Source organism: Arthrobacter sp. zg-Y40, assembly GCF_020731535.1.
GTDB lineage: Bacteria > Actinomycetota > Actinomycetes > Actinomycetales > Micrococcaceae > Arthrobacter_B.
Map to the genome: position 1 here is coordinate 44,855 of NZ_JAJFZS010000001.1, position 25,555 is coordinate 70,409.

At 67.6% G+C, this 25,555-nt stretch carries 25 protein-coding genes; 8 read left to right on the top strand and 17 right to left on the bottom strand.

Translation table 11 applies throughout. The annotated features are described in order from the left end of the window. Positions 1-16 precede the first annotated feature (16 nt). Entirely contained in the window at positions 17-148 is a 132-nt protein-coding gene (locus LJ754_RS16800; RefSeq protein WP_269437464.1) for a hypothetical protein, read from the bottom strand. A 230-nt stretch (positions 149-378) separates the two neighbouring features. Between LJ754_RS16800 and LJ754_RS00195 the strand changes: the two genes are divergently transcribed. The 5 genes from LJ754_RS00195 to LJ754_RS00215 all read left to right on the top strand — a co-directional run bounded on the left by LJ754_RS00195 (position 379) and on the right by LJ754_RS00215 (position 4,812). Beyond that, the gene (locus tag LJ754_RS00195; RefSeq protein ID WP_227924877.1) at positions 379-1,404 is read left to right on the top strand and encodes a thiamine pyrophosphate-dependent enzyme; all 1,026 of its coding nucleotides are present in this window, start codon (positions 379-381) and stop codon (positions 1,402-1,404) included. A gap of 133 nt (positions 1,405-1,537) precedes the next feature. Continuing rightward, the gene (locus tag LJ754_RS00200; RefSeq protein ID WP_227925397.1) at positions 1,538-2,503 is read left to right on the top strand and encodes an alpha-ketoacid dehydrogenase subunit beta; all 966 of its coding nucleotides are present in this window, start codon (positions 1,538-1,540) and stop codon (positions 2,501-2,503) included. After that, a complete protein-coding gene (locus LJ754_RS00205) occupies positions 2,496-2,825 on the top strand; it encodes a biotin/lipoyl-containing protein (protein ID WP_227924878.1) in 330 nt (109 codons plus the stop codon). The genes LJ754_RS00200 and LJ754_RS00205 overlap by 8 nt, the downstream gene beginning before the upstream one ends. A 4-nt stretch (positions 2,826-2,829) precedes the next feature. Continuing rightward, positions 2,830-3,645, top strand: coding sequence for an alpha/beta fold hydrolase (locus tag LJ754_RS00210; RefSeq protein WP_442860292.1), 816 nt, complete (start codon positions 2,830-2,832; stop codon positions 3,643-3,645). Positions 3,646-3,834: 189 nt separating this feature from the next. After that, positions 3,835-4,812, top strand: a complete 978-nt coding sequence (locus LJ754_RS00215) for a serine/threonine-protein kinase (protein WP_227924879.1) — start codon at positions 3,835-3,837, stop codon at positions 4,810-4,812. 69 nt (positions 4,813-4,881) lie between these two features. Here LJ754_RS00215 and LJ754_RS00220 read toward each other — a convergent pair whose 3' ends face one another. The 5 genes from LJ754_RS00220 to LJ754_RS00240 form a co-directional block, all read right to left on the bottom strand. Continuing rightward, positions 4,882-5,049: a hypothetical protein gene (locus LJ754_RS00220; protein WP_227914455.1), complete on the bottom strand. Its 168-nt coding sequence runs from the start codon at positions 5,047-5,049 to the stop codon at positions 4,882-4,884. An 81-nt stretch (positions 5,050-5,130) separates the two neighbouring features. After that, positions 5,131-6,471, bottom strand: coding sequence for an MFS transporter (locus LJ754_RS00225; protein WP_231705929.1), 1,341 nt, complete (start codon positions 6,469-6,471; stop codon positions 5,131-5,133). A gap of 138 nt (positions 6,472-6,609) precedes the next feature. After that, a complete protein-coding gene (locus LJ754_RS00230) occupies positions 6,610-9,717 on the bottom strand; it encodes an AAA family ATPase (RefSeq protein WP_227924881.1) in 3,108 nt (1,035 codons plus the stop codon). Continuing rightward, entirely contained in the window at positions 9,714-10,877 is a 1,164-nt protein-coding gene (locus tag LJ754_RS00235) for an exonuclease SbcCD subunit D (RefSeq protein ID WP_227924882.1), read from the bottom strand. Before LJ754_RS00235 ends, LJ754_RS00230 begins: the two co-directional genes overlap by 4 nt. A 93-nt stretch (positions 10,878-10,970) precedes the next feature. Then, positions 10,971-11,969 carry an aquaporin gene (locus LJ754_RS00240; RefSeq protein WP_227924883.1) on the bottom strand — a complete coding sequence of 333 codons (999 nt, stop codon included), beginning with the start codon at positions 11,967-11,969 and terminating at the stop codon, positions 10,971-10,973. Between the two features lie 185 nt (positions 11,970-12,154). Between LJ754_RS00240 and LJ754_RS00245 the strand changes: the two genes are divergently transcribed. Beyond that, positions 12,155-13,198 (top strand): ADP-ribosylglycohydrolase family protein, encoded by a 1,044-nt coding sequence (locus LJ754_RS00245; protein WP_227924884.1) that lies wholly within the window; start codon positions 12,155-12,157, stop codon positions 13,196-13,198. Positions 13,199-13,226: 28 nt separating this feature from the next. Here LJ754_RS00245 and LJ754_RS00250 read toward each other — a convergent pair whose 3' ends face one another. The 9 genes from LJ754_RS00250 to clpS all read right to left on the bottom strand — a co-directional run bounded on the left by LJ754_RS00250 (position 13,227) and on the right by clpS (position 21,174). Next, entirely contained in the window at positions 13,227-14,702 is a 1,476-nt protein-coding gene (locus LJ754_RS00250) for an HNH endonuclease (protein ID WP_227924885.1), read from the bottom strand. A gap of 245 nt (positions 14,703-14,947) precedes the next feature. Beyond that, positions 14,948-15,964 carry an exonuclease domain-containing protein gene (locus LJ754_RS00255; protein WP_227924886.1) on the bottom strand — a complete coding sequence of 339 codons (1,017 nt, stop codon included), beginning with the start codon at positions 15,962-15,964 and terminating at the stop codon, positions 14,948-14,950. Continuing rightward, on the bottom strand, positions 15,957-16,772 hold the full coding sequence (locus LJ754_RS00260) for a DedA family protein (protein ID WP_227924887.1): 816 nt from the start codon (positions 16,770-16,772) through the stop codon (positions 15,957-15,959). The genes LJ754_RS00255 and LJ754_RS00260 overlap by 8 nt, the downstream gene beginning before the upstream one ends. A gap of 108 nt (positions 16,773-16,880) precedes the next feature. Next, positions 16,881-17,507: an RdgB/HAM1 family non-canonical purine NTP pyrophosphatase gene (gene rdgB / locus LJ754_RS00265; protein WP_227924888.1), complete on the bottom strand. Its 627-nt coding sequence runs from the start codon at positions 17,505-17,507 to the stop codon at positions 16,881-16,883. Then, positions 17,508-18,272, bottom strand: a complete 765-nt coding sequence (rph, locus tag LJ754_RS00270; RefSeq protein WP_231700913.1) for a ribonuclease PH — start codon at positions 18,270-18,272, stop codon at positions 17,508-17,510. 27 nt (positions 18,273-18,299) lie between these two features. Further along, positions 18,300-19,145, bottom strand: coding sequence for an MBL fold metallo-hydrolase (locus tag LJ754_RS00275; protein WP_227913870.1), 846 nt, complete (start codon positions 19,143-19,145; stop codon positions 18,300-18,302). Next, positions 19,142-20,131, bottom strand: a complete 990-nt coding sequence (gene murI / locus LJ754_RS00280; RefSeq protein WP_227924889.1) for a glutamate racemase — start codon at positions 20,129-20,131, stop codon at positions 19,142-19,144. Before murI ends, LJ754_RS00275 begins: the two co-directional genes overlap by 4 nt. Before the next feature lie 106 nt (positions 20,132-20,237). Continuing rightward, entirely contained in the window at positions 20,238-20,792 is a 555-nt protein-coding gene (locus tag LJ754_RS00285) for a DUF2017 domain-containing protein (protein WP_227913868.1), read from the bottom strand. A gap of 73 nt (positions 20,793-20,865) precedes the next feature. Next, positions 20,866-21,174, bottom strand: coding sequence for an ATP-dependent Clp protease adapter ClpS (gene clpS, locus LJ754_RS00290; protein WP_227913867.1), 309 nt, complete (start codon positions 21,172-21,174; stop codon positions 20,866-20,868). 86 nt (positions 21,175-21,260) lie between these two features. On the opposite strand from clpS, the gene LJ754_RS00295 reads away from it, so the two are divergent. Further along, complete coding sequence (locus LJ754_RS00295) at positions 21,261-22,586, top strand: nicotinate phosphoribosyltransferase (RefSeq protein WP_227924890.1); 1,326 nt, start codon at positions 21,261-21,263, stop codon at positions 22,584-22,586. A 2-nt stretch (positions 22,587-22,588) separates the two neighbouring features. Continuing rightward, positions 22,589-23,206 (top strand): isochorismatase family protein, encoded by a 618-nt coding sequence (locus LJ754_RS00300; protein WP_227924891.1) that lies wholly within the window; start codon positions 22,589-22,591, stop codon positions 23,204-23,206. Positions 23,207-23,268: 62 nt separating this feature from the next. On the opposite strand, the gene LJ754_RS00305 is transcribed toward LJ754_RS00300, so the two are convergent. Together LJ754_RS00305 and LJ754_RS00310 are read right to left on the bottom strand one after the other, a co-directional pair. Then, positions 23,269-25,062: a DEAD/DEAH box helicase gene (locus LJ754_RS00305; protein ID WP_227924892.1), complete on the bottom strand. Its 1,794-nt coding sequence runs from the start codon at positions 25,060-25,062 to the stop codon at positions 23,269-23,271. 184 nt (positions 25,063-25,246) lie between these two features. After that, the gene (locus LJ754_RS00310; protein ID WP_227918249.1) at positions 25,247-25,555 is read right to left on the bottom strand and encodes a DUF3039 domain-containing protein; all 309 of its coding nucleotides are present in this window, start codon (positions 25,553-25,555) and stop codon (positions 25,247-25,249) included.

A 25,555-nucleotide genomic window follows, 5' to 3' on the forward strand; every position in this document is an offset into this window, starting at 1 on the left:
GTTCGGTCGGAACTGCCTAGCGGCCCTTGCGGCGCTTGGGCAGGAATTCGGACTCGACGGCGCTCTTCGCGCGTTTTTCGGCCCGCTTCTCCTTGAGTGCCTTGCCGTGCTTCTTGGAAGTGGATCCCTGCGGGGACTTTCCTGACATGTCCGGCTCCTAACTCACCATGGGATAGGTCCGTCGAACGTTACGCCCAATGCCGCCCGATTCCACCCCCTTCCCAATGAATGTGCTGTACGGGCACGGCGGGAGCACGGCGGGACGCTTCCTGCGCAAACTGCCTAGGGTAAACGCGGCGCACGTCACACATTTGTACAGAGTGTGCAACGTTTGGCGGTAAGTTTGCTCAAGGTGTCGGGACACACTAGGTTGCGGTTATGGACACTACTCAGCAACCGGCAGCGCTGCCCTCGGACGAACTGCGCGAGCTCTACCGGCTCGTCACCGCCGTCCGGCAGCTGGACCTCGCTGCCATCGCCTGGCAGCGCCAGGGCATCATTCCCGGTTACGCACCCGAACTGGGACAGGAAGCGGCACAGGTGGGCAGCGCCTTCGCCATGGACCCGCAGCGGGACTTCATCTTCCCCACCTACCGGGAAATGGGCGTGGCCCTGACCCTGGGCGTAGATATGACCGCCTATATGTCCACCCACAAAGCAAGCTGGCACGGCGGACTGTATGACCCGGTGAAGACCAGGCTTGCGCCCATCCAGGCAGTGGTGGGCGGATCCGTGCTGCACGCCGTCGGCTGGGCCCACGGCCAGACCCTCTCGGGCGGGGATACCCGCGGCGTCGCCCTGACCTACTTCGGCGACGGTGCCAGCTCCCAGGGCGATGTCCACGAGGCCATGAACTTTGCCGGTGTCCTGAAGGCGCCGGTGATCTTCTTCGTCCAGAACAACGGCTGGGCCATTTCGCTGCCTACCGAAGCACAGGTGGCCGGCGGAACCGTCGCCGCCCGCGCCGCCGGGTACGGCATGCGCGCCATCACGGTGGACGGCAACGATGCCGCCGCCGTCGTCCTGGCCACCCGTGAGGCCGCCGCCCATGCCCGCGCCGGACACGGCCCCGTCCTCATCGAAGCAATGACCTACCGCCGCGGCCCGCACTCCACCAGCGATGACCCCGGCCGCTACCGGAGCCTGGAGGAAGAACGGCGCGACGCCGGCACGGACCCCGTCCAGTTGCTGGCGGACCGCCTCCTGGCAGAGGGCATCGCGGACTCCGACTTTCTGGACACCGCGCTTGCCGACGCGAAGGCCAATGCCGAACGCGTCCGGGAGGGCGTTGAAGCACTCGGCGTCCGGCCGGGCCGGGAAATGTTCGACTTCGTTTACGCCGAGCCCACTGAAGCACTGAAGGCCCAGGCCCGTGCCTGGCGGGAGGAATCCGAACATGTCTGAGCAGCTCACCGAGGCGACCGCTTCCTCCGATCTGGACGCTGCGGCAGCCAACGCCGAAACCGCCGCCGCCACGAAGCAGTCCGCGCGGGCAGTACCCGTGCCCGCCGCCGACGGTCCGGTCCAGCACCTGTCCATGCAGCAGGCGCTGAACCGGGCGCTGGCCGAAATCCTCGCCGGCGACCCCAAGGCACTGGTCCTCGGTGAGGACGTGGGCCGGCTGGGCGGAGTTTTCCGCATCACCGACGGCCTGCAGCAGCGCTTCGGCGCCGAGCGGGTCTTCGACACCCCGCTGGCCGAATCCGGCATCCTGGGCATGTCCGTGGGCCTGGCCATGGCCGGCTTCCACCCGATCCCCGAGGTGCAGTTCGACGGCTTCGCGTACCCGGCGGTGAACCAGATCATCACCCAGCTGGCCCGAATGAATTACCGCAGCCGCGGCACCATGCCCATGCCGGTGACACTCCGGGTGCCCAGCTTCGGCGGCATCCGTGCGCCCGAACACCACGGCGAATCCCTGGAAGCGCTGTTCGCGCACGTTCCCGGGCTCAAGGTGGTCTCCCCCTCCAGCCCGCACGAGGCCTATCACCTGCTCAAGCACTCGGTAGCAGTGCCGGATCCGGTGATCTTCATGGAACCCAAGTCCCGATACTGGCAGAAGGGCGACGTGTACCTGGATGACGCCGGCGCCGTCGAAGGTGCGAAGGTGGTCCGCCCGGGCAAGCACGTCACCCTGGTGGCATGGGGAGCCATGGTGGCCCGGTGCCTGCAGGTCGCGGAACTGGCAGCGGAGGACGGCATCGAGGTGGAGGTCCTGGACCTGCGCTGGCTCAAGCCGATCGACGCCGCCGCCCTGGCCGAATCCGTGGGCCGGACCCGGCGCGCCGTCGTCGTGCATGAGGCACCCCTGACCTCCGGGCTGGGCGCCGAGGTGGCCGCACTGATCACCGAACATTGCTTCGACACCCTGCGCGCCCCGGTTGGGCGGGTCACCGGATTCGACGTACCGTATCCGTCAGGAGACCTTGAAGACGAATACATCCCGAACATTGACCGCATCCTGTTCGGGATCCAGCGAGTATTGGAGTACCGGCGTGGCTGAAATTTCCTTTCCCCTTCCCGACCTCGGCGAGGGGCTGATTGAGGCCACCGTGCTGGAATGGCTGGTGGCTGAAGGCGACCAGGTGGAGCGCAACCAGCCGCTGGTGGAGGTGGAAACCACCAAGTCCGCGGTGGAACTGCCCTCCCCCCAGGCCGGCAGGGTTGCCCGGATCTACGGTGGGCCCGGCGAGAAGATCAACGTTGGCGAGCCGCTCATTGTGTTCGAGGTGCCCGACAACACCGCCGGCATTGTCGGCACCGTGCCGCAGGAAGCGCCCGCGCGCCGCCGGGTACGGCTCACCGCCGCCCTGGACGAGGACTAGGCCCGTGTCCGGCTACGGTTCCCTGGTGGAAGGCACCGACCCCCGGCTGGACGTCCGGGAGTTCCCGGGCACCGACGGCGGCGGCAGCGCTGCCGGCGCCGGCCTGCGCCCGGTGCTGCTGCTGCACGGCTTCGCCTCCAGCTCCCAGCTGAATTGGCACGACGCGGGGTGGGTCAGCGCCCTGGTTGCGGCCGGACGGCGGGTCATCACCGTTGACTTGCCCGGCCACGGAGCCAGCGCCGCCCCGGCCGACCTGGATTCCTACCGGCCCAGCCGCATCCGTGCTGACCTGCTCCAGGTGGCCCAGGACGCCGGCGTCCGCCCCCTCGCCGGCGGCGACCCGGCCAGCGGGCTGGACGTGGTGGGCTATTCGCTCGGATCCCGGCTGGCCTGGGAATTCGGGGCAACCCAACCCGAACTGGTGCACCGGATGGTGCTGGGCGGTCCGGGCAGTGCAGACCCGCTGGCGGAATTCGACCTGGACGCTGCGCGGGAAGCGGCAGCAGGGGGCGCGCCGGTAGCGGATCCCCGTACCGCGGAACTGCTCCGGATGGCGCAGCTGGTGCCCGGAAACAACCTCGCCGCACTGTTCCGGATGGTCGAGGCCATCAAGGAGGAACCGTTCACCCCCGAGGCGGCTGTGCCGGGCATGCCGCTGCTGCTGGTCGCCGGAGACCGTGACGACCTTGCTGCCACGGCACCGGAACTGGCGGCGCTGAGCGGCCGGGCCGAACTGCTGGCACTGCCGGCGCGCACCCATGCGAATGCGGTCACCTCGCGCGCTTTCAAGAGCGCAGCGCTGGACTTCCTCAAAGGGTAGCCCGCGGCAGCCTGCCGCTGTCACGGCGCGGCCATATTACGAGTTGGTCACGTCCATTCGAATATGCCGGGATTCCGGCCTGTCGCGGTCTACGATGGAACGGCTAGTGGGCTAGCCTGAGATTAATCAGCCTACTGATGGTTTGAGGCTTGTTCCCGCTTTCAATTTCACGCTCAAGGGAGGACACCCATGGATGTACTCCTAGGGCACCGATACCGCACCACCGAACTCATCGGCTCCGGCGGTGCCGCCTCGGTGTACCGTGCCGTGGATGAGAACCTGGGCCGCGAAGTGGCCGTCAAACTCTTTGCAGCCTCGGTCAACGCGGATGATGAAACCCGCCGCCAGCAAACCGAGATGCAGCTGCTTGCCACCCTGAACCATCCCGGACTGGTGACGCTCCTCGACGCCGGTATCAGCGTGGACGGCGAGGGCCGGGCAGCAAGCTATCTGGTGATGGAACTGGTGGACGGCCCCGACCTGCGCGGAAAGCTCAAGGAGGGCCCGCTCTCCTCTTCGGCTACGGCTGCCCTCGGCGCCGACCTGGCCGATGCCCTGAACTATGTGCACAGCAACGGCGTTATCCACCGCGACGTGAAGCCCGCCAACATCCTGCTTTTCCCGCAGGAGGACCAGGACACCCGGCTATACCCCCGGCTGACCGACTTCGGGATTGCAAGGATGGTCGAGGCCACCGTGGCCACCGCGCACGGCGCGACCATCGGCACGGCCAACTACCTCAGCCCGGAACAGGCACAGGGCGCCGCTGTGGACCCCCGCACGGACATCTACTCCCTTGGCCTGGTGCTGCTGGAATGCCTGACCGGAGAAAAGGCCTTCCCGGGCCCCATCGTGGAGGCCGCCGTGGCCCGCCTCCTTCGTGACCCCGCGATTCCCGAGTCGGTAGGGCCCGAGTGGACGGAAATCCTGCGGGCCATGACCTCCCGGCTGGTCGATGCCCGTCCCGAAGCCCACGAGGTGGCCCTGACGCTGCGGAACCTGGCATCCGAAGCCTTCCTGTTGGACGGACCAGATCTTCCCTCGCCTGCCGCAGGCGAGACAGCTTTGCGTGAACCGGTCACCGGTGAATCCGGAAGCACAGGCGGGATCACCACCGGCAACATCTACATTCCCGCCCCTCCGGCCCACGCTCCCAGCCTCGGGTAGGAAAGCACACCACACCACAGCAAAACGGACCGGCCCTTCGGGGCCGGTCCGTTTGTCCAAGAGACTCGCTTATTTGCCGTCGTCGGCTGCTTCGTCTTCTTCGGGCTCAAAGTTGGAGGCTTCGTTGGTGCTCCCAGCGGCAATACCGTCCTCGCTCTGCGGGATGGTGCCTTCGGGTCCCTGTGATCCTGTCTCCTGCTGATCCCCCCGGCCGGCGTCCTTTTCGGTATTTCCCATCGTATTTCTCCTTAGTGGTGCTCGCGGGACTACTTATCCGATACTAGGCCAACCGTGGCGCACCCGACACCTGCGGGTGGTTCAGGCTGCGGCTTTGCGGCGGGCCGCTGCTGCCCGCGAGGCAACCAAGCTGAGCAGCAGCAGTGTTGCGGCCGCGGCCGTCGGAACAATGAACGCGTGGCCGTAACCGAAGGAATCGGCCAGCCGGCCGGAAACCGCCGAGCCCAGCGCCGTTCCGGTTACCACCCCGCTGGCCAGCATGGTCATGACAGTGCCCATCAGTTCGCGCGGGGCCACAATGGCGCCGATACCGAAAATACTCACCATGGTGGGCCCCACCGGGATGCCCAGGACCAGCAGGACCACCAGCATGGTGGCGATGTCGGCGGGCAGGAACAGCAACAGGGAGAAGGCGGTCATAGCTGCCGCGCACAGCATCCAGCGGGCCGCCGGTCCGAAACGCTCCGGCCAGAAGGCTACGGACAGGGCTGCCACGGCGGAACTGAGTCCCATCACGGCGTACAGCAATCCGGCGGAGGACGCTACGCCGAAGCTTCCGGCAAAGGCCGTCAGGCTGGTCTGGGTCGATCCGAAGAAGGTCCCCATGGCGACCATGCCCAGGACGGGCAGCATAATGACCAGCCACTGCGTCTTCGGGCGGGTGACCCCCGGTGCTGCGGAAGCTGCGGCACCGGCGGGGGCTGCGGGGGCGTTGCCCTTGCGGGACGCCGGGCGGCGGGAGGCCGGGACCACGGATTCCACCGTCCGGTGGACGGCGAAGGCCGAGACCATCCCGGCTGTGAGCACGGCTGCCAGCGCCAGCGGCAGCCACGGGGCGACGGCTGCCGCGAGCAGGCCCACCAGCGCCGGTCCAAGGACGAAGGTGAGCTCATCGGCGGTCCCTTCGTAGGAGAGCGCAGTGTCCATCTCGCGTCCCTGCGGGCGGCCGGCGGTCATGGCCATCCAGCGGACCCGGGCCATGGGCCCGACCTGCGGGCAGGAGGCACCCATAAAGAACGCAGCAGCCAGCATCCAGAACGCTGCACCGGACGGTTCGAGCAGGGCGGCAGAGAGCAGGAACAGCCCGATGGCCACCGGGTTCAGCACCGCAGTAGACAACAGGACGGGACGCTGGCCGATCCGGTCGGCCAGGTACCCCAGCAGCGGGGCTCCGATTGCAGAACCAATTCCGACGCCGCCGGCGGCGAACCCGCCCAGCGCATAGGAACCGGATACTTCGGTGATCAGGGTCAGCGCGCCCACGGTCAGCATGGCCAGTGGCAGGCGGGCCAGGAAACCGATGGTGAAGAAGGAACGTCCGGCCAGGGCAAAAATCGCCTGGTAGCGGCCCGTTTCCGGGGCGGGCACCGGCTTGGCTGCGCCGGGGTGTGAGGGGTCGGAAGAGGAACTGTTGTGGGTCATGGTGCGGTATCCAAGTACGTCGAACCGCACACCGTCCCCCCTCCCGGTGCGCACAACCCTTGTTACTAGCGCGATTTTACCCACGCCGGGCCGTGCTGCCTAACCGGCGGCCAGCACAACGAATGCCGCCCGGGCGGATCAGGCTATGGCTGCCTCTCCCGCGGTGTAGTGCACGGTAGAGCCGTTGCGTCCCTTGAGGATTTGCAGCTGGGCCGGTATCCGCAGCTTCATCTCGGCGACGTGGCTGACCAGGCCCACCACCCGGCCGCCGTCGCGGAGGCCCTCGAGTGCGTCCATCACCTGCTCGAGTGATTGTTCATCGAGGCTGCCGAAGCCCTCGTCCACAAACAACGTCTCAATGTTCACTCCCCCGGCTTCCTGCTGCACAACATCTGCCAGCCCCAGGGCAAGGGACAGGGAGGCCATAAAGCTTTCGCCCCCGGAGAGCGTTGACGTGTCCCGGTGCTGGCCGGTCCATTCATCCGTCACGTGCAGGCCCAGCCCGGCCTTGCGGTTGCCGGACTTGGAGTCGCTGTGCACCAGTGCATACCGCCCGCCGGTCATCGCGGCAAGCCGTTCGGTGGCCGCTGCGGCCACCTGTTCCAGGCGGGCAGCCAGGACGTAGGTGCTGAGGGTCATCTTGTACTCGTTTTCGCCGCCGCCGCGGGCCGTGTCGGCCACAGACTGCAGCAGGTCCCTGCGCGCCCGCAGAGGTGCTGTCCGTTCCAGTGCCTGGATCAGCTCCGTCGAGTACTCCGCGAGCCGGACCGCCGATCCTTCCAGCAGCCGGACCAGCAGGGCAGCTTCCTCCTGCTCCTTGCGGGCAAGTGCCGCCGCCTCGGAGGCTTCCTCGACGTCTTCCTCATCGGGTACGGGCAGCGGCTCTCCGGTGTTGTCTTCCGGCGCGGCAGCCTCTTGCCCTTCCCGCCGCAGCAGCAGACGGCGGCCTTCCTCTTCCCATTCCTGCAGTGCGGAACGGTAGGCATCGGCCGTAGCGGCATCAAGCAGGGCTCCGCTGACTTCCGTGCCCGAGCTGAAAGCGGTCCCGGCCAGAGCATCCCGGAGTTCAGCGCTGACGCGGACAAGTTCCTCACGGGAGGCCTCGGCTGCAGCCAAGGTTTCCCGCGCGGCGCGGACGAGACCGCCAAGGAGCGTCAGCGACTGCACCCGCTCGGCTATGCTCTCAAAGCCGTGCAATGCCGCCGCCACCCGGGCGGTCAGCTCGGCGGCCTGTTCCCGGGCAGCTTCGGCCCGGGACTGTGCCTGTGCCGCCTCGAGGAGACTCCCCGAACGCTCCGTATCCAGCGCTGCCAGATCCGCAGTGATCCGCTCCAGCCTGCCAGCAGCCTCTGCCTGCTTCCGGCCGGCGGCGCGGGCCTCTTCCAAGGCTGCCAGGGAAGCGTCCAGCTGTTCCTGCGCGGAGGCTGGATCTCCGTCGCCGCCGCGTGCCCGCAGGGCAGCTGCCGCTTCGGCGGCAGTGCCCGCAACGCGCGCCGCGGCGTCGAAGGCTGCCTCGGCTGCCTCGGCACGGGCCTTGGCGTCCTGTTCAGCTTCCCGGGTGACTGCGGTCTGGCCCGGGGGCAGAGCTGCAGGGTCCGGATGCTCCAGACCACCGCACACCGGGCAGGCAGCCCCGTCCGCCAGTTCCTGTGCCAGTTCCGCTGCTGCCTGCTCAAGCCGGGCCTGCAGCAGGTCCTGCCAAGCCTGCCGAAGGTCCTGGTACTGCTGCCGGGCATCAGCGGCGGCCTGTTCAGCGGACCCTGCCTTTTCGCGGGAGTCGGCGTAGCTGCGGATGGTGGCGACCAGTTCTTCGGCCCGGGTCACAGCTGAGGCTGCCCGGGACTCCCCCTCAGCCAGCCGGTCCAGGTCCGCTGCTTCGGATGACAGGCGGGTTTCCTCTTCGCGCAGGGACGCCGCCGTGTCCCCTGCCTTGGCTGCCTGCGAGCGCCGGGTTTCAGCAGTGGCTGCCTCCGTCGCTGCGCGGGCCAGGAGCGCATGGATGCGCTCTTCGTCTTCCAGCGCGGCGTTCGCTGCGGCCAGGTCCGCCCCGGTCCGGGCAACAAGTCCTTCGGGCAGCGCAGCAGCAGGATCGGGGACCGGGTCCGCGGACGGCATCTGGTAGGCGGCCGTCAACGGGTGGGCGGTGAGCTCCGTCCACGCGGCCTCCCATGCGGCAATCCGGGACGAGGCGCGTTCCTGCGCTGCGTCCACCGTCCGGACGTAGCCGGCCACCGCGGAAGCGGCGGTATGGGTTGCCAGGGCGTTTCGCTGCTCCCGGAGCCCGGCTCCGGTTTTTTCGTGGTCGGCTTCGTCCCGGACCAGTTGCGCCAGGGCCAGGCCGCGTGCCCGCAGGTGAACCAGGTCCTGCAGGTGCTTCTCGGCACGTTCCCGGACTGCCCGCAGCTGCGCCAGCTCGTCCCGGGCAGCAGCGGTCCGTGTGCCCAGCTCGGCACGGAAGGCGGCGATTTCCTGTTCGGGCTGTTCAATCCCCGCGCTGGCTGCCGCGGATTCGGCCGGCACCGCCGTATTGTCGTCCGCCTCCCCGGCCAGGGCGCCGAACTCGTCACGGTAACGGCTGATTTCATCCCGTGCCCGGCGCAGGACGTGCTCGGACTGTGCCCGGGCTGCTTCGAAGCGCTGTTCCGCCTCGGTCAGCTCGGCCTTCAACTGGCGCTCGATGTCCTCGAACCGTGAGGTACCGAAGAGCTGCTGCAGCAGCGCTTCCCTGGAGGCGGCGTCAGCCCGCAGGAACGCAGCAAAGTCTCCCTGCGGCAGCATCACCACCCGGGTGAACTGTTCCCGGTTCATTCCGAGCAGTTCGGTGATCTCGGTGGAGGCTTCATCATTGCGGGAAGACTTTTCCACCCAGGCTCCGCCGGTGTATTCGCGCAGCAGCGTTTTTGCCTGCTCGGTAACAGTGCTCCGGCCGCCGGCCCGCTTGGCCGGACGCTCCCACTGGGGGTTGCGGACCACCTCGAAGCGGCGGGTTCCGGAGCTGAACTCGCAGACCACTTCCGGAGCGGTTGCCGGGTCCGCGTGGTCGCTGCGCAGCCGGCGGGCCTGCTGCCTGGCGCCGGGGACGGCACCGTACAGGGCATAGCAAACAGCGTCCAGCACACTGGTCTTTCCGGCACCGGTGGGACCGTTGAGGAGGAACAGGCCGTGTGCGCCCAGCTCGTCGAAGTCGATGACCTGGCGTTCGGCAAACGGGCCGAAGGCCTGGATTTCCAGGCGGTGGATCCTCACTGTGCTGCCTCCGATTCGCGGACCTTGTCCAGGATTTCCCTAAAGAGGTCCTTCTCTTCCTCTGCGGCGCTGCGGGAGCGCACGTGCTCCAGGAAGCCGCAGCAGATGTCCAGGTCATCCGTGGCTTTCGCCAGCCGCTGGCTGTAAGTCTGGGCCGGCCCGCGAACCCCGCCTTCGGGGTCGAAGGTGAGCACCAGCGTGTCCGGGAACCTGGTGCGCAGCAGTTCCATGGCTTTGGCCGGCCGCTGGCTGTCCGTCAGCGTCACCTGGCAGTAGGCGTCTTCGGCATCGGCAAGTGCCGGGTCCGCCAGGAGATCGGCGAGCTTGCCGCGCAGCACCGCGAGCCGGCGGGGCGCAGGCCAGGTGACGGCCTCGGCGGTAACCAACCCGTCGCCGTCGAACTCCAGGAGCCAGCCGCCCTTGGCCTGGCGCGCCTCGGAGAAGGAGTAGGGCAGTGGCGAACCGCTGTAACGGACGGTGGGGCTGAGCTGCTGCCTTCCATGCAGGTGCCCGAGCGCGGTGTAGGAAAACCCGTCGAAAAGATCCAGCGGAACAGCTCCCAGCCCGCCCACGGCGAGGTCGCGCTCACTGTCGCTGCTGATGCCGCCGCTCGCGAAGGTATGCGCCATGACCACGGAGGCCACGGGGGCGCCGGCCTCTTGCCGGGTGCGGATGTCCTGCCGGATGCGTTCTACAGCAGCAGCGGTGACGGAGAAGTGGTTCGGCTCCTGGACGCCGAGCTCCGGCGCCGCCAGCCGCGGTTCCAGATAGGGAATGCCGTAGACCGCCAGCGTGCCGCCGGCGGCGGGCAGCAGCACCGGACGGGCAATGTCCTGGTAGCGGGTACGCAGGTGCACCCCGGCACGCTCGAACAAGGCGCTGCCGAATCCCAGCCGGGCGGCGGAGTCGTGGTTGCCGCTGGACAGCACCACTGCGGCGCCTGCACCCGTGATGCGCTCCAGTGCGGAATCCAGCAGGCGGACCGTGTCCACCGCAGGCAGCGCACGGTCGTAAACATCTCCGGCAATAAGCACGGCGTCCACGCCGCGTTCGCGGACAGTGTCCACCAGTGCATCGATGAAGTCCGCCTGGGCATGCAGCATTCCCACGCCGTGGAAGGACCTGCCCAGGTGCCAGTCTGAAGTGTGCAGTATGCGCATGTCTTCAAAGCTACCTGCCGGGTCCGACAGTTAACGGATCGGGGGCAGCGGCGTTCGCCACTGCCCCCGTCGATACTCTCCGGTTTTTAGGTGCTAGGCGCGGCCGCCCGGCGTTCCGTCCTGCGGACGGTCCTCATCCGTGGAACGGGCGGAGGGCTTGTCGAAGAAACCGCGGGTTTCCTCGTCCACCACCGGCGACGTACCGGTGACGGGCTTGGCTGCTGCCGGGTTCGCCGTGGTGGAATGGGCGGCGGCCGGCGTGGCGGGCTCGACACGCTCTGCTGTTTCCGCGCGGTCGTGGTCGTGGGTGCCGCGGCGGGATTCGACCGTCATATCAACGCTGAGGAAGATCAGTCCTGCGATAACTGCGCCCAGCAGGGGTGCAGCCCAGAAGAGCCAGAGCTGCTCCAGCGCGCTGCCGCCGGCAAAGATGGCGGTGGCGGTGGAACGGGCGGGGTTGATGCCGCCGCCGGTGACCGGAGCCAGCATGGTCAGCAGCACTGCATAGGTCACGCCGACGGCGAAGGCCGCTGCCACCGCACCGTAACGGCGGGCGGTCGCTCCAAGGAAGACGGCAGTCAGCAGGGCGCCGGAAATAACTTCCAGCAGCAGCGCGCTGGGCAGCGGGAATTCGGTGGGCGAGTTCTCCGCGTAGCCATTGGAGGCGCTGAGGAAGAATTCCTTCGTCTGTGCACCGAACTGGTCATGGCCGTTGATGGCCACCCACAGGATGGCGACGCCGAGAATGGCACCCACAAGCTGGGCCAGGATGTAGGGAAGGACATACTTCCATGCCGTGCGCCCGGCCACGGCACTGCCGAGGGTGATGGCCGGGTTGAAGTGCCCGCCGGAGATGTAGCCGAAGGCCACCATGGCAGCGGCCAACGCCAGTCCGAAAGCCAGCGGGGACGTGATGCCCGTGCCGGTGGCGAAGATGGCGACCGCCACACCAACGAAAACGAGCAGGAACGATCCGATGGCCTCTGCCACGGAGCGTCCCACAAACCCGTAGTCGTAGCCGCGGTCTGCGGGCGCTGCTTCGCGGGCGGACACTGCCCGCGCACCGCTCAGGGGTAAGGACTCAGATGACATGGAAGAAGATTTCCTAACGTGTGGTTGGTGCCGCCGGCATGCAGCCGCCGGTACAGAGACATGTTTTCGAACTCACAACAAACTACCCCACCGTTTCAGTGCAGTCTGTTAACTCCCTGAATATCCCCTGTGCATCCAGCCTTCCGGCTCCGGGCCAGGAAGCGCCCAGCACCTATGCTGGAGTGGTGAGTTCCGAACCGCATTCCGTTCCCGTGTCCGATTCCTTCGCATCTTTGTCCGGCAAGATCCGGGGATGCCTGTTAGGCGGTGCCCTCGGCGACGCCTTCGCGAATCCGGTGCCGCCGCGGGATGCAGCCGGACTGGGGATTACAGCGGATACGCAATTGGCCCTCTACTCGCTGGATGGCCTGCAGGAAGCCATCGAGTGGGCCAATCAGGGGTTGGGAGCCGACGAGACAGCCTGCATCTGGCTGGCGTACCTGCGCTGGCTCCGCAGCCGGGGACTGCCGCTGCCCGAAGCGGGCCTGGTGCCTCAGCCGCGCGCCATAGACGCCGAACCGCTGCTTCGCTCTGCCGACGGCGCTGCCGATGCTGCCGGCGCGGATCCTGAAGTGCTCGCGGCCCTGTCCACGGGGGAAATGGCAACCCGGCAGCGTCCGGTCAACACCGAAAACAGTTCCGCTGCACCCCTGGTCCGCTCAGCTCCGTTCGGACTGCTGCCCTACGTGGGTGCGGAAACGGTCTACAAGCTGAGCTTGGATGCAGCGTCGCTGACCCACGGGCACCCGGCGTCCCGACATGCCGCGGCGGTCTTTGCCTCCACGGTGCACGGACTGCTGGCTCCCGGGGCTACCTTGCGCGGCGCAGCGGAGGCGGCCGCGGAGCAGGCCGCACTGGTTGCGTCCGACGACGGCGGCTCCCCCGAGCTCGTGAAGCGGCTGCAGGCCGTATTGGCCGGCACATCTGTGGATGGCACCGTCACCGGAGAAGATACCCGGCCAGCCGCAGCAGAGGACGCGCTTGCCCTGGGGCTGGAGATCGCCCTCGCTGCCGCTAACAGTTCGGTTCCTGACTCCGCCGGCGCCATAGTGCCGGCCGCCATCCGTCAGGCAGCCCTCCGTGGCGGCGCGCCAGCCGCCGTGGTCGCCGGCAGCATGCTTGGAACGCTTTATGGACCGTCGGCGTTGCCCGATGCCGACGCCCTCCGTGAGCACAGCGCCATTGAGAAGCTCGCTGGTGCTTTCGCGGCAACAACCATCGCCCCTTAGCTGTCCCGGCTTGCCCGGTGCAGCGCAGCTACGTACCCGGCAAGGGTGGGGCGGTTGACCGGTAGCGGTGGCCGGTTGGCGCGATGATGTCCACGGTGTGGCGACGGGCGGCAGTAGTGGCCTTCCGGACCCGCGATCTCGGGTGGCCGGTGGTACCGGACGCCCCGATGACGGCCGCTTTCCACCCTGGCGCTTCCTTGGCCTGGTTGCACGCCTCGCACAGCCCCTGGATATTGGCTGCCTCCGTAGGACCGTCGTCACGGTGTGGGCGAATGTGGTCCTGGTGCCGGATCGGCGCATCACACCACGGGGTCCGGCAGGTCTGGTCCCTAGCCGTGATCAGGCGGGCCAGAGACGCCGGCACGAACCGGGCCTTCGAGTCCATGGCCAGCAGCTCGCCAGAACTTGGGGCGGTGTAGAGGCGGCGCAGCCAGGTCCCGGTCGGGCCAGGCGCACTGCCGGTCGGGCCAGGCGCACTGCCGGTCGGGCCAGGCGCACTGCCGGCAGGGCCAGGCGCACTGCCGGTCGGGCCAGGCGCACTGCCGGCGGAACCGCTTGAAGGATCCCCGGAGCCATGGGAGGCATCTGTCGGGGACTCCCCGGGCTCCCCTGTCTTCTGAGCCCTTCGACGGACTCCCTTACCTACCAGGTCCCTCGCCCACGGCGCCGGCACTATCCCGTACCCGGTCAAGTGCGCCGGCTCCCGGTCTCCGGCAAGCAGGGTCCGGTCCGTCATCACCAACTGCACTTCCACCGGCACCTGCTCAGCCTTTGCCTGGCCCGTGATGCGTTCAACCATGGTGTCGGCCATGATCTGGCCCCGGCCGCGGGCATCGCCCCGGGCCCGCAACGAATCCGCAGCACGGCGCAAGGCCGCATACACCGCAACCCCCTGGGCCACCGGCAGCAAACCCGTCAGGTAGGTCATGGTGTCCGGAGCCGGACGACAGGACACAAACCGGTCCGCCTCCGCCTTCGCCGCCCGCCGCACCAACGCGGCCTGATCAAGCCGGTACGTGATCTTCCGGATCCTCGCTATCAGGCGCTGATCCCCCAACCCGTCCAGCCCGGCAGGATCCCCGGCAATTTCACGGTCCACCAGCCGCCGGTCCGCCACGGACAGGCAGGCGGTCTCGCGAACCAGCAGGGTCGCCCGCCACTCACTAATCTGGCCATCTGACAACGCTTTGAGCGTGCACGGCATCTCCTTCGTCAAGGCCTTCGCGAAGCCCAGAATCCGGCCGCCGCGGGCAGGAGACTCACGCCGCGCCAACGCCACCTGCGCTCCAACGCCCATCCCCTGTTTCTCCGCGGGCAGCCCGGCCCGGGCATGAGCCGCACGCACAGATGCGTCCAACGCCGCCGCCACCCGGGCCTGCGCCGCACACGCAGCAGCCTTCAGCTCCTCCAAAGCACGGAGCCGGTCAACAAGCCCGGCATCGGAATCAGCAGCAATCCCGGCCAGGGATTCCTCGGAGGCGAGCGCCCGGGACCAAGACGCCACGACCGGAGCCGCAGCGGAGGCACTCGCGGGCGCAAGGCGGAAAACAGGCGCCGGTCGGGGACCCGAGGGGTCGGGCTGCAAGCACTCCGCCACTCGCAATGATTCGAACATGTGTTCGATAGTAACGACCGCAAAAGTCCGCAACAACAGGTGTTTTTGAGCCTGTGGACAAAGTACTTATGCAAACAGGTACAGGACACCCGGCGCGGCGATATCCCCAGACGGACGGCCGCGCCGCCCTCCCCCTACTGCGAAGCCCGGGGCCAAATCCCGCCGAGAGTCTGGAGGAACTCCGCTTCGGAGAGGACTTCAATCCGCTGGCCCCGCTCATGCAGGTCCAGGACCCGCCGGGCCTTGCCAGTCAGGCGTCCGCTGCGAAGGTCCGCCGGTTCGAAGCCGTCGCCGACCACCAGCACCGTGGTTGCGCGGGTGACGTTGCTGGCCGTCCGGGCGCCTACCTCCGCGGCACGGTCCTTGGCGCTCTGGCGGGCCATTCCCAGGTTTCCGGTGAAGACCACGGTCTGCCCGTACAAGGGATGGGCGGGGTCCGCGAGCGGGTTGGGCAGCGGGTTCTCCCCTTCGGACGGCCATCCGGTCCAGGCAGTCCCCGCTGCAGCCGCCGTCCCGGTGCCCTTGGCCATGGCGTCACGGGTGGCTTTGGACAGCTCATGCTGGCCCGGCACATAGGCGGGCAGCCTGGAAGCCTGCATGCCCTGGCGGAGGAAAAAGTCCGGCATGGAGGAGGCCCCGCAGCGCCGGGCAATGTCCACCATGATTCCGGCACAGGCACGGGCGTCTTCTGTGGCGTCGTGGTGGTTCAGCAGCGGAACGCCTGCCGCTTCTGCGGCGAAGGGCAGCGAGTGCGAGGGCAGCTGGTAGGTGCGGCGGGAATGGACCACCGTGCAGGTATAGTCGTACGCCGGGCCGGCCAGACCGGATACTTCCAGCGCGGACCGGATCACCCCCATGTCGAAGGCCGCATTGTGCGCCACCAGGAGGTCATCCCCAATGAACGCCCCGATCTCGGGAAAAAGCTCGCCAAAGCGGGGAGCTCCGGCCACCATCTCCGGTTCAATGCCGTGGATGCGCACATTGCGCCGGTCGAAGTAGTCGTGCCCCTCGGGCGGCCGCATCAGCCAGGAAGTCTCTTCGACCACCTGTCCGCCGCGGACCCGGACCAGGCCCACCGAGCACGGTGAACCGCGGAATCCGTTGGCGGTTTCAAAGTCGATCGCGGTGAAGTTCAGTCCCGCGTTAAGCATCTTCGCCGGTCACCGGCTTCCGTGAGCTGCGGACCTTGGCAGCAACGAACCACACAGCCGCAATGACAACCGCTGCAATGACGATCTTCTGGAAAACACCGGCGTAGGCCTCAACGAGGTGCCAGCTTTCGCCCAGATAGTAGCCGGCCAGAATGAAGATGGTGTTCCAGATCAGGCTGCCGGCAGTAGTGAGCGCGGAGAAGGTCAGCAGGCCCATCCGTTCAATGCCTGCGGGAATGGAAATGAGGCTGCGGAACAGCGGAATCATCCGGCCAAAGAACACCGCTTTATAGCCGTGGCGTTCAAACCAGGCCTCCACCTTGTCCACATCTTCCAGGTCCACCAGGGGAACCTTGGCCACCACCCGGCGCATCCGGTCCCGGCCGAGCCAGGCACCCAGCCCGTAAAGGGCCAGCGCGCCGAGAACCGAACCCAGCGTGGTCCAGAACAAGGCAGCCGTGAGGGAAAAGCTTCCCTGGCTGGCGGTGAAGCCGGCCAGCGGAAGGATAATTTCGCTCGGCAGCGGCGGAAACAGGTTTTCCAGCGCAATGGCCAGGCCGGCACCGGGGGCACCGATGCTTTCCATCATGCCGACAGCCCAGTCTGCGACCCCGCCAAGGGCGGAGGGCTCCGCCGCGGCCTGTTCCGCGGCAACCTGCCCTTCGGCAGGAGGCTCGACGACGGCGGCGGGAGCGGCAGGAGGCGCGACGGCGGCGGGAGCGGCAGGAGGCTCGACGACGGCGGTGCCGGCGGAGAACTCGAAGAAAGTCGGGGAGGTGGCTGCGGGAACGGCTTCAGTAATAGTCATCTCGCGCTCAATTCTGCCCCAGCCCCCTTCGCCGGACAGAATCCCGGGACCCCTCCCCGGCGTGTTTGGGACACATCACACACCGTGGCCCCGGGATTCGGAGACGGGCTAGCCCTCCGCAGCCAGTGTGCGGACCAATGCCGGAAGCAAGGCACGGAAGGCCTGGCCGCGGTGGCTGATGGCGTTCTTTTCCGCGCTGCTCAGTTCCGCGCAGCTGCGCTCGGAACCGGCTGGGACCAGGATGGGATCGTAGCCAAAACCGCCGTCCCCCCGGCGCTCGGTGAGCAGGGTTCCGCGCAGTTCGCCCCGCTCCACGGTTTCCGAGCCGTCCGGGCCGGCCAGCGCCGCGGCGCACACAAAGGCGGCCCCGCGGTGCTCGGCGGAAATGTCCCCCAACTGGGCCAGCAGCAGGTCCAGGTTCGCGGCGTCGTCGCCGTGCCGGCCGGACCAGCGAGCGGAGAAGATGCCCGGCGCTCCGCCCAGGACGTCCACGGACAGGCCGGAATCGTCCGCCACCGCGGGCAGGCCCGTGGCGGCGGCAACTGCATGGGCCTTGAGCAGTGCGTTCTCTTCGAACGTCACGCCTGTCTCGGGTACATCGGGAACCCCGGCGGCCGCGGCGTCGATCACCTGCGTGTCGACGTCGAGCCCGGGCACCTGCCCGCGCAGCAGTTCACGCAGTTCACGCAGCTTGCCCGGATTGCGGGTGGCCAGGACCAGGCGCGCCTGTGCCATTTATGCCGTGCCCAGGGTCTGCCGCTGGATGGCGGCCAGTTCGGCGGTGCCCTGCAGCGCCAGGTCCAGCAGCGCGTCCAGTTCGGCGCGGTCGAAGGGAGCGCCCTCGGCGGTTCCCTGCACCTCCACGAACTTGCCCGAGCCGGTGACCACAACGTTCATGTCGGTTTCCGCCCGCACGTCTTCGACATAGGGCAGGTCCAGCATGGGCACGCCGTCGATGATGCCCACGCTGATGGCGGCAACGGTGTCCAGCAGCGGGGACGCGTTGCGGGCTATGAGCTTGTTTTCCTTGGCCCAGGCCACTGCGTCGGCGAGCGCCACATAGGCCCCGGTGATGGCTGCGGTACGGGTGCCGCCGTCGGCCTGCAGGACGTCGCAGTCCAGCACGATCGTGTTCTCGCCCAGCGCCTTGGTGTCGATGATGGAACGCAGGGAGCGCCCGATCAGCCGGGAAATCTCGTGGGTGCGGCCGCCCAGTTTGCCCTTCACCGACTCGCGGTCATTGCGGGTGTTGGTGGCGCGGGGAAGCATGGCGTACTCGGCGGTGACCCAGCCCTTGCCTTCGCCCTTGAGCCAGCGCGGCACGCCGGGCGTGAGTGAGGCGGTGCACAGCACGCGGGTGTTGCCGAACTCGATCAGGGCCGAGCCTTCGGCCTGCTTCGACCAGCCGCGGGTGATGGTGATGCTGCGCAGCTGGTCCGGGGTACGTCCGTCCGCGCGCACGAGGCTGGCGGACGGGACGGGAGTGGAGGCGGTAGTCATGGCTTCAGTCTATCGCCGGCACTGCGGCTAGACGCTGCGCGCCTTCTGCACCGCCAACGGCTCCGCGAACGGGCTGCCAACGTCGTAAGACACTCCGGCCACGGCCACCGCAAGGTCACCTGTGTAGGAGCCGCGGGCCTCGGCCACGCTGAGGCTGGCGTCATTCCAAACCGGCAGGTGCGTGAGCAGCAGTCGGCGCGCATTGGCGGCAGTGGCCGCAGCCCCGGCACGGCGCCCGGTCAGGTGCACACCCTCGATCGCGTCGTCGCGGCCCTCGTGGAAGGCAGCTTCGCAGAGGAAGACGTCGGCGTCCCGGGCAGCTGCTTCCAGCCCCGGGCAGGAGTCAGTGTCCCCGGAATAAGCCAGGGTCCGCAGGGTGGATACGCCGTCGGCGTCCAAGCTGCGGGCCTCGACCCGCAGCGCGTAGGCTTCTTCGGCGGGGTGCCGGACCGGATACGGGGTGATGCTGAAGGGCCCGATCTCCACGGTGCCGCCCGGTGTCCAGTTGCTGAACTCGAAGTCCTCGTGCATCCCCGGATCCAGCTCCAGGCCGTAGGCGGTAGCCATCCGGTCTGCGGTAGCCGCCGGTCCCCACACCTTGATCCGGTCCCGGTTCCAGCCCGAGGGATCCCAGTGCACCGCCACGTGCAGCCCGCACAGGTCCATGCAGTGGTCGGGGTGCAGGTGGGTCAGCAGGACGGCATCAATGTCCCGCAGGTCCATGTAGCGCTGCAGGGCTCCCAGGGACCCGTTGCCCAGGTCCAGCAGGATCCGCCAGTCGCGCACGCCGTCGTTGGCGGTCACGAGGTAGCACGACGCCGGCGAGGCGGGGCCGGGAAAGGAGCCGCTGCAGCCCACAATGGTCAGTTTCATGCGGTGCCGTTCCAGGAGGCGCCGCTCTGCGCCGCCATGTGTTCGGGGGCGTCTGCCCGTGCTGCGGCAATCATCTGCGGAGTGACCCGCGCCATGCTGCCGGTGGGGTAATGCGCTGCCACGTGGTCAACGTGCTGGACGCTGAGGACCTCGGGGCCAAGGAAACGCCGGGCCAGCAGCTCGAAGGAAGCCGAATCCCCGGTTGCGACGAAGGTGTGCTGCGGGGGTGTCTGCGAACGGCGTTCGATGCCGTGGGAAATCAGTGCCCGGTAGACGTCCTTGGCAGTTTCCTCGGCGCTGGACACCAGGGACACGCCGTCGCCCATTACGTAGGAAATCACGCCGGTGAGCAGCGGATAGTGGGTGCAGCCGAGGACGAGGGTGTCCACGTCCTTCGCCCGCAGCGGAGCGAGGTATTCCTCGGCGGTGGCGAGCACGTCCGGGCCGGAGGTAATGCCGGCCTCCACGAACTCGACGAAAGCGGGGCAGGCCACGGAGGAGACCGTCAGGTGCGGCGCGGCAGCGAAAGTATCGTCGTAGGCCCGCGAGCCCACGGTGGCGGCGGTGCCGATGACGCCGATCCGTCCGGTGCGGGTGGCCGCGACGGCGCGGCGGACGGCCGGCTGGATGACCTCTATGACCGGGATGCCGTACCGGCGGGTGTAGCGTTCGCGGGCGTCACGCAGGACGGCGGCGGAGGCAGTGTTACAGGCAATGACCAGGAGCTTGACGCCGGAGTCCACCAGCTCGTCCATCACGCCCAGCGCGTTGGCCCGCACTTCGGCAATGGGCAACGGCCCGTACGGTCCCTTGGCGGTGTCCCCCACGTACATGATGGCTTCGTTGGGCAGCTGGTCCAGGACGGCGCGTGCCACGGTCAGGCCGCCCACCCCGGAGTCGAAAATGCCGATGGGTGCGTCCGACTTCCCCTCTGACTTCCCAGACGGTTGTGCTGCAGCGGACGGATCGACCCGGTTCGAACTCATAATGTAACGACAATAGTCCTCCCCGCGGCGCCCGCACATTCACCGCTGCGTGCCGTTGCTCACAGCCCAAGCCGGTATTGCGGGCCGGTGAAGCGCCAGTTCAGCGTCAGTTCAGGGTGTCGAGGAGCGCCTGCATCAATGTTTCCTGCAGCCATGTGACGAAGTTGTACACCAGGGCCAGGTAGCCGTCCACGTCCTGTGCCTTGGACGGGTCCGTTATGTCGTGCAGCCGTTCAGCGTCCTCATCGTCGGCCAGGCCCAGACGATCGCCCAGGACCAGCCGGACGTCGTTCAGGGCGCGGGCAAAGAGCCGGGCCTGCTCCGCGTCCAGCCGCAGCGGGCCGGTTTCCAGCTGCAGGGCAGCTGCGCGCAGGGCCGCCTGCTTCGATTCGCGCAGGCTGCGTTCGGTGAACCGGCGGAACTCCAGGGCGTCGTCTTCCGCCTCGGTGCCGTTAGGCAGCAGCCGCAGCAGCGCCGGGTCCTCCGGGGCAACGGCGGACGGATCGATCCCCACCATTGCCGCAAGGGGATCTGCGTCCGCTGCGGTGTCCGGTTCCAGCAGGGACTGCACATCGGCGAAGAGCTTGCGCAGCAGGTCCCGCTCCCCCGGTTCCAGGTTGGCGGTGATGCCCTTGCGGGTGAGCTTGAATCCGGTTGCCACGATATCCGTTCTGTTGTGCGTTTCTTCAGCAGCTGTTGAAGTACCGGTGCCTGTTTAAGGGCCCGGGAGCCGGCTAAGCTGCATCCGCCTTCTGGAAGGTGGCCCACAGCCCGTAGGAGTGCATCGCCAGTGTGTCGCGTTCAGCGGCCTCCCGGGAGCCGGTGGCCACCACCGACTTTCCGGCCTGGTGCACCTCCATCATGAGCCGGTGCGCCTTGGCCTCCGAGTAGTTGAAGTAGCTCTGAAAAACGTAACTGACATAGCTCATGAGGTTCACCGGGTCATTCCACACGATCACCACCCAAGGGACGTCCACGGCGGTAAGGGATTCGGTCTCCTCACGTATCAGGGTGTCCGTGCCGGGTGCAGTGCTGGTAGCCATGGCTTCAATTGTAGTGAGGATTCAGTGCCGAACTGCCGCGGCGGCGTCTTCTCCCCAATCGGGATAAGCGGGTTAGAGTTTTGCCTGTGAACAGTCCCGCCGCTTGGCATTCCCCAAACTCCGCCCTGTATACGGATCATTACGAGCTGACCATGCTCCAGGCCGCCCTGCATTCGGGCACGGCCTCCCGCCGCTCCGTCTTCGAGGTTTTCGCCCGGCGCCTGCCCGACGGCCGCCGCTACGGTGTTGCTGCCGGAACCGGCCGCATCCTGGAAGCCCTGGAAAACTTCCGGTTCGATGCACCGCAGCTGGATTTCCTGGCCCGCACCAACGTGGTGGACGAGCGCACCCTCGCCTGGCTGGCGGATTTCCGTTTCTCGGGCAACATCTACGGGTACGCCGAGGGCGAAGCGTATTTCCCGCAGTCGCCCCTGCTTATTGTCGAGTCCACCTTCGGGGAAGCATGCATCCTGGAAACCATGCTGCTGTCCATGCTCAACCATGACAGTGCCATCGCCTCTGCCGCCTCCCGCATGACCTCGGCCGCAGACGGCCGCCCCTGCATTGAAATGGGCTCGCGCCGTACCCACGAGGAAGCAGCCGTGGCCGCAGCCCGTGCCGCGGTGATTGCCGGCTTCAACAGCACATCGAACCTGGAAGCAGGCCTGCGCTACGGACTCAAGACCGTAGGCACGGCCGCGCACTCCTTCACCCTGCTGCACGACTCCGAGAAGGAAGCCTTCACGGCACAGACCGCCGCCCTGGGCATGGGTACCTCGCTGCTGGTGGACACGTACGACGTCGAACAGGGCGTCCGCAACGCGGTGGAAGTGGCCGGACCGGCGCTGGGCGGCGTCCGCCTTGATTCCGGGGACCTGGTGGCGCAGGCCCGCTGGGTGCGGGACCTGCTCGATGACCTGGGCAACACCGGCACCCGCATCATGGTCACCTCCGACCTGGACGAGTACGCCATCGCGGCCCTGGCCTCGGCGCCGGTGGACACCTACGGCGTCGGGACCTCCCTGGTCACCGGCTCCGGCGCGCCCACCGCCGGCATGGTCTACAAACTGGTCAGCCGCGAGGGTGATGACCATGTGTTTGTTTCCGTGGCCAAGGCGGCCAAGAACAAGGCTTCGCGCGGTGGGCGCAAGTACGCCATGCGCCGGCTGAACGAACACGGCACGGCAACCGCCGAGGTGGTGGGAATCGGCCACGCCCCGGCCGACGACGGCAACGACCGTCCGCTGCTGCACCAGTTCGTCGCCGATGGAGAGATCCTGCCCGGCTGGACCGGGCCCGAGGCCGTCACGCGTGCAGCCCGGCGGCACGCAGAATCACTGGCCGAACTGCCCACCTCGGTAAACCGCCTGCAGCGCGGCGAACCGGCAATCCCCACCGAATACGAGGAGTAAGCATGGCGCGTGCCCTGATCATTGTCGATGTACAAAACGACTTCTGCGAAGGCGGCTCGCTGGCCGTCTCCGGCGGAGCCGACCTTGCCGGTGAAATCACCGATTACGTGGAAACGTCGGCTGGCCGCTACGACCTGGTGGCCGCCACACAGGACTGGCACATCGATCCCGGAGCGCACTTCTCCGAGACGCCGGACATGGTCAATTCCTGGCCGCGGCACTGCGTAGCCGGCACACCCGGGGCCCAGCCGCACCCTGACCTGGACACCGAGCTCGTTGACGCCTTCTTCCGCAAGGGCCAGTACGAGGCGGCCTACTCCGGATTCGAGGGCGTACTGGCCCCGGACGTCGAGGTTCCCCTGGGTGATCCCGAAGCGGAACCGGACAGCGGCGAAGAGACGCTGAGCCTGGATGACTGGCTGCGCGACAACGATGTTGACGAGGTGGTGGTCCTGGGCCTGGCTGCCGACTACTGCGTGCGTGCCACTGCCATGGACGCAGTGGCCGCCGGCTACACCACCGCCGTCATTCCGGAACTTTCCCGCGGCATCAACCGGGAATCCACCATGGCCGCCTGGGCGGAACTGGAAGACGCCGGCGTCGAGATCATCGACCTCTAGCAGCACACACACGGGGAAGGGCCGGACGCATATGCGTCCGGCCCTTCCACGCGTACACGGCGCTACTTGCGCCCGATGAACCAGTCCTGCAGCTTCTTCAACCGCTTGTTCAGCTGCTCCTCGTTGGCCTGGGCCACGGGCGGTCCGCCGCAGATCCGGCGCAGCTCGCTGTGCACCACCCCGTGGGGCATGCCGGAACGGGCGGACCAGGCGGAAACGTTCTTGGCCAGTTCTCCCCGCAGTTCGGTGAGCCGGCGGTGGTCCACCACCTCCGGGGCTTCCGCCGGCGGCGCCTCAGCCGCCCCGGAACGGCGGCCCCTGCGCGAGAGCTGCTCATGCTGGCGCTGGCGCAGCAGCGTGCTCATCTGGTCTGCATCCAGCAATCCGGGAATCCCGAGGAAGTCCTGTTCCTCCTCGCTGCCCAGCGCCCCGCCGGTGCCGAACTCGCCGCCGTCGAAAAGCACCCGGTCAAACGACGCCTGGGACTCCAGCGCCTCGAACTTCTGCTTGGTCAGCTCACCGGACGCCTTCTCCTCCCGGTTCGCGGCCTCCATCAGGCTGTCCTCCAGCCCGAAGCCTTCCTCTTCCAGATGGTTGTCCGGCCGGTCCAGGGCGTGGTCGCGTTCCACTTCCATCTGGTTGGCCAGCGCCATCAGGTTCGGCACCGAGGGCAGGAACACCGAGGCAGTCTCCCCGCGCTTGCGGGCACGCACAAAGCGGCCCACGGCCTGCGCAAAGAACAGCGGCGTGGCCGTGGAGGTGGCATACACCCCGACGGCGAGGCGCGGCACGTCCACGCCTTCGGACACCATCCGCACCGCCACCATCCATCGCTGCGTACCGGCGGAGAACTCTTCGATCTTCTCCGAGGCCTTGGCATCGTCGGAGAGGATGACCGTGGGAGACTCCCCCATGATCTTCTTCAGCCAGCCGGCGTAGGCCCGCGCGTCGTCGTGGTCCGTGGCAATCACCAGGCCGCCGGCGTCGGGCACGGACCGGCGGACCTCGGTGAGGCGCCGGTCAGCCGCGGCGAGCACGGCCGGAATCCATTCTCCGGTGGGGTTCAATGCCGTGCGCCAGGCCTGGGCCGTAATGTCCTTGGTGACGGCAGCCTCGCCCAGCGACGCCGCCATCTCGTCTCCGGCGCTGGTGCGCCAGCGCATCTGGCCGGAGTAGGCCATGAACATCACCGGCCGGACCACATGGTCCTTGAGCGCCTGGCCGTAGCCGTAGGTGTAGTCCGCCTTGGACCGGCGGATCCCGTCCCGGTCTTCGACGTACTCCACGAACGGAATGGCGGCAGTGTCCGAACGGAACGGCGTACCGGTGAGGGACAGCCGCTTGGCCGCCGGTTCGAAGGCCTCGCGGATGCCGTCGCCCCAGGACAGTGCGTCTCCGCCGTGGTGGACCTCATCCAGGATCACCAGGGTGCGGGCCGCTTCCGTCTTGGCGCGGTGCAGCATGGGCTTGGACGCCACCTGGGCGTAGGTGACGGCCACACCGATGAACCCGTGGCCGTGCCGGCCGTCGGCGTTCTTGAAGTTCGGGTCGATGGCCAGGCCAACCTTGGCGGCGGCGTCGGCCCACTGCCGCTTCAGGTGATCGGTGGGCGCGACGACGGTAATCCGGTTAACGATGCCGCGTTCCACAAGTTCGTTGGCCACCCGCAGCGCGAAGGTGGTTTTACCGGCGCCGGGGGTGGCCACGGCCAGGAAGTCGCTGGCATTGGAAGCAAAGTACTTCTCCAGCGCTTCGGCCTGCCACTGGCGCAGCTTCGGGGCGGTACCCCAGGCGGCACGTTCAGGATAGGCGGGCGGCAGGGAGGCGCCGGCGCCGAAAAGCGTTTCGGAACTCACGCTGGGAACGCAACCTTTCCAGTTTCTCGATTGGTTGTTGCCGTACGGGCGCCGGACGGGGACAGCTCAAAGCACCTGCCGGCAGGGGCAGGCGTCAACACATAGGTCATGCAGGCATCAGGACTAACTGCCTTCAGCAGAAGAAGGCTGGGAAACGGGCGGTCAAGACGGCCGGACGGACGTATTACTTTTTGCCCTTGGGATTGTCGCCCTCGGGGCGCAGGCCCTCATAGATTTCCTTGCAGGTGGGGCACACCGGGAACTTCTGCGGATCCCGGCCCGGGGTCCAGACCTTGCCGCACAGGGCAATAACCGGCTCGCCGGACAGCGCGGACTCCATGATTTTTTCCTTGCGCACGTAGTGGGCAAAGCGTTCGCTGTCACCGGGCTCCAGCTCTTCACGCAGTTCTTCGCGCTCGATGGTGGCCGTGGAAGTCCCGTTGTCATCCAGGCGGCGGGGATCGTTCTCGAAAGGATCTGGGGGCAGGCTCAT

Bases quoted from the DNA above. Each gene is read 5' to 3' on its own strand.
- LJ754_RS00195 (WP_227924877.1), top strand. From the start codon at position 379: ATGGACACTACTCAGCAACCGGCAGCGCTGCCCTCGGACGAACTGCGC.
- LJ754_RS00255 (WP_227924886.1), bottom strand. From the start codon at position 15,964: ATGCTTAACGCGGGACTGAACTTCACCGCGATCGACTTTGAAACCGCC.
- LJ754_RS00310 (WP_227918249.1), bottom strand. From the start codon at position 25,555: ATGAGCCTGCCCCCAGATCCTTTCGAGAACGATCCCCGCCGCCTGGAT.
- LJ754_RS00225 (WP_231705929.1), bottom strand. From the start codon at position 6,471: ATGACCCACAACAGTTCCTCTTCCGACCCCTCACACCCCGGCGCAGCC.
- LJ754_RS00260 (WP_227924887.1), bottom strand. From the start codon at position 16,772: ATGACTATTACTGAAGCCGTTCCCGCAGCCACCTCCCCGACTTTCTTC.
- LJ754_RS00275 (WP_227913870.1), bottom strand. From the start codon at position 19,145: ATGAAACTGACCATTGTGGGCTGCAGCGGCTCCTTTCCCGGCCCCGCC.
- murI (WP_227924889.1), bottom strand. From the start codon at position 20,131: ATGAGTTCGAACCGGGTCGATCCGTCCGCTGCAGCACAACCGTCTGGG.
- rdgB (WP_227924888.1), bottom strand. From the start codon at position 17,507: ATGGCACAGGCGCGCCTGGTCCTGGCCACCCGCAATCCGGGCAAGCTG.
- LJ754_RS16800 (WP_269437464.1), bottom strand. From the start codon at position 148: ATGTCAGGAAAGTCCCCGCAGGGATCCACTTCCAAGAAGCACGGCAAG.
- LJ754_RS00220 (WP_227914455.1), bottom strand. From the start codon at position 5,049: ATGGGAAATACCGAAAAGGACGCCGGCCGGGGGGATCAGCAGGAGACA.
- LJ754_RS00300 (WP_227924891.1), top strand. From the start codon at position 22,589: ATGGCGCGTGCCCTGATCATTGTCGATGTACAAAACGACTTCTGCGAA.
- LJ754_RS00235 (WP_227924882.1), bottom strand. From the start codon at position 10,877: ATGCGCATACTGCACACTTCAGACTGGCACCTGGGCAGGTCCTTCCAC.
- clpS (WP_227913867.1), bottom strand. From the start codon at position 21,174: ATGGCTACCAGCACTGCACCCGGCACGGACACCCTGATACGTGAGGAG.
- LJ754_RS00215 (WP_227924879.1), top strand. From the start codon at position 3,835: ATGGATGTACTCCTAGGGCACCGATACCGCACCACCGAACTCATCGGC.
- LJ754_RS00200 (WP_227925397.1), top strand. From the start codon at position 1,538: ATGCAGCAGGCGCTGAACCGGGCGCTGGCCGAAATCCTCGCCGGCGAC.
- LJ754_RS00240 (WP_227924883.1), bottom strand. From the start codon at position 11,969: ATGTCATCTGAGTCCTTACCCCTGAGCGGTGCGCGGGCAGTGTCCGCC.
- rph (WP_231700913.1), bottom strand. From the start codon at position 18,272: ATGACTACCGCCTCCACTCCCGTCCCGTCCGCCAGCCTCGTGCGCGCG.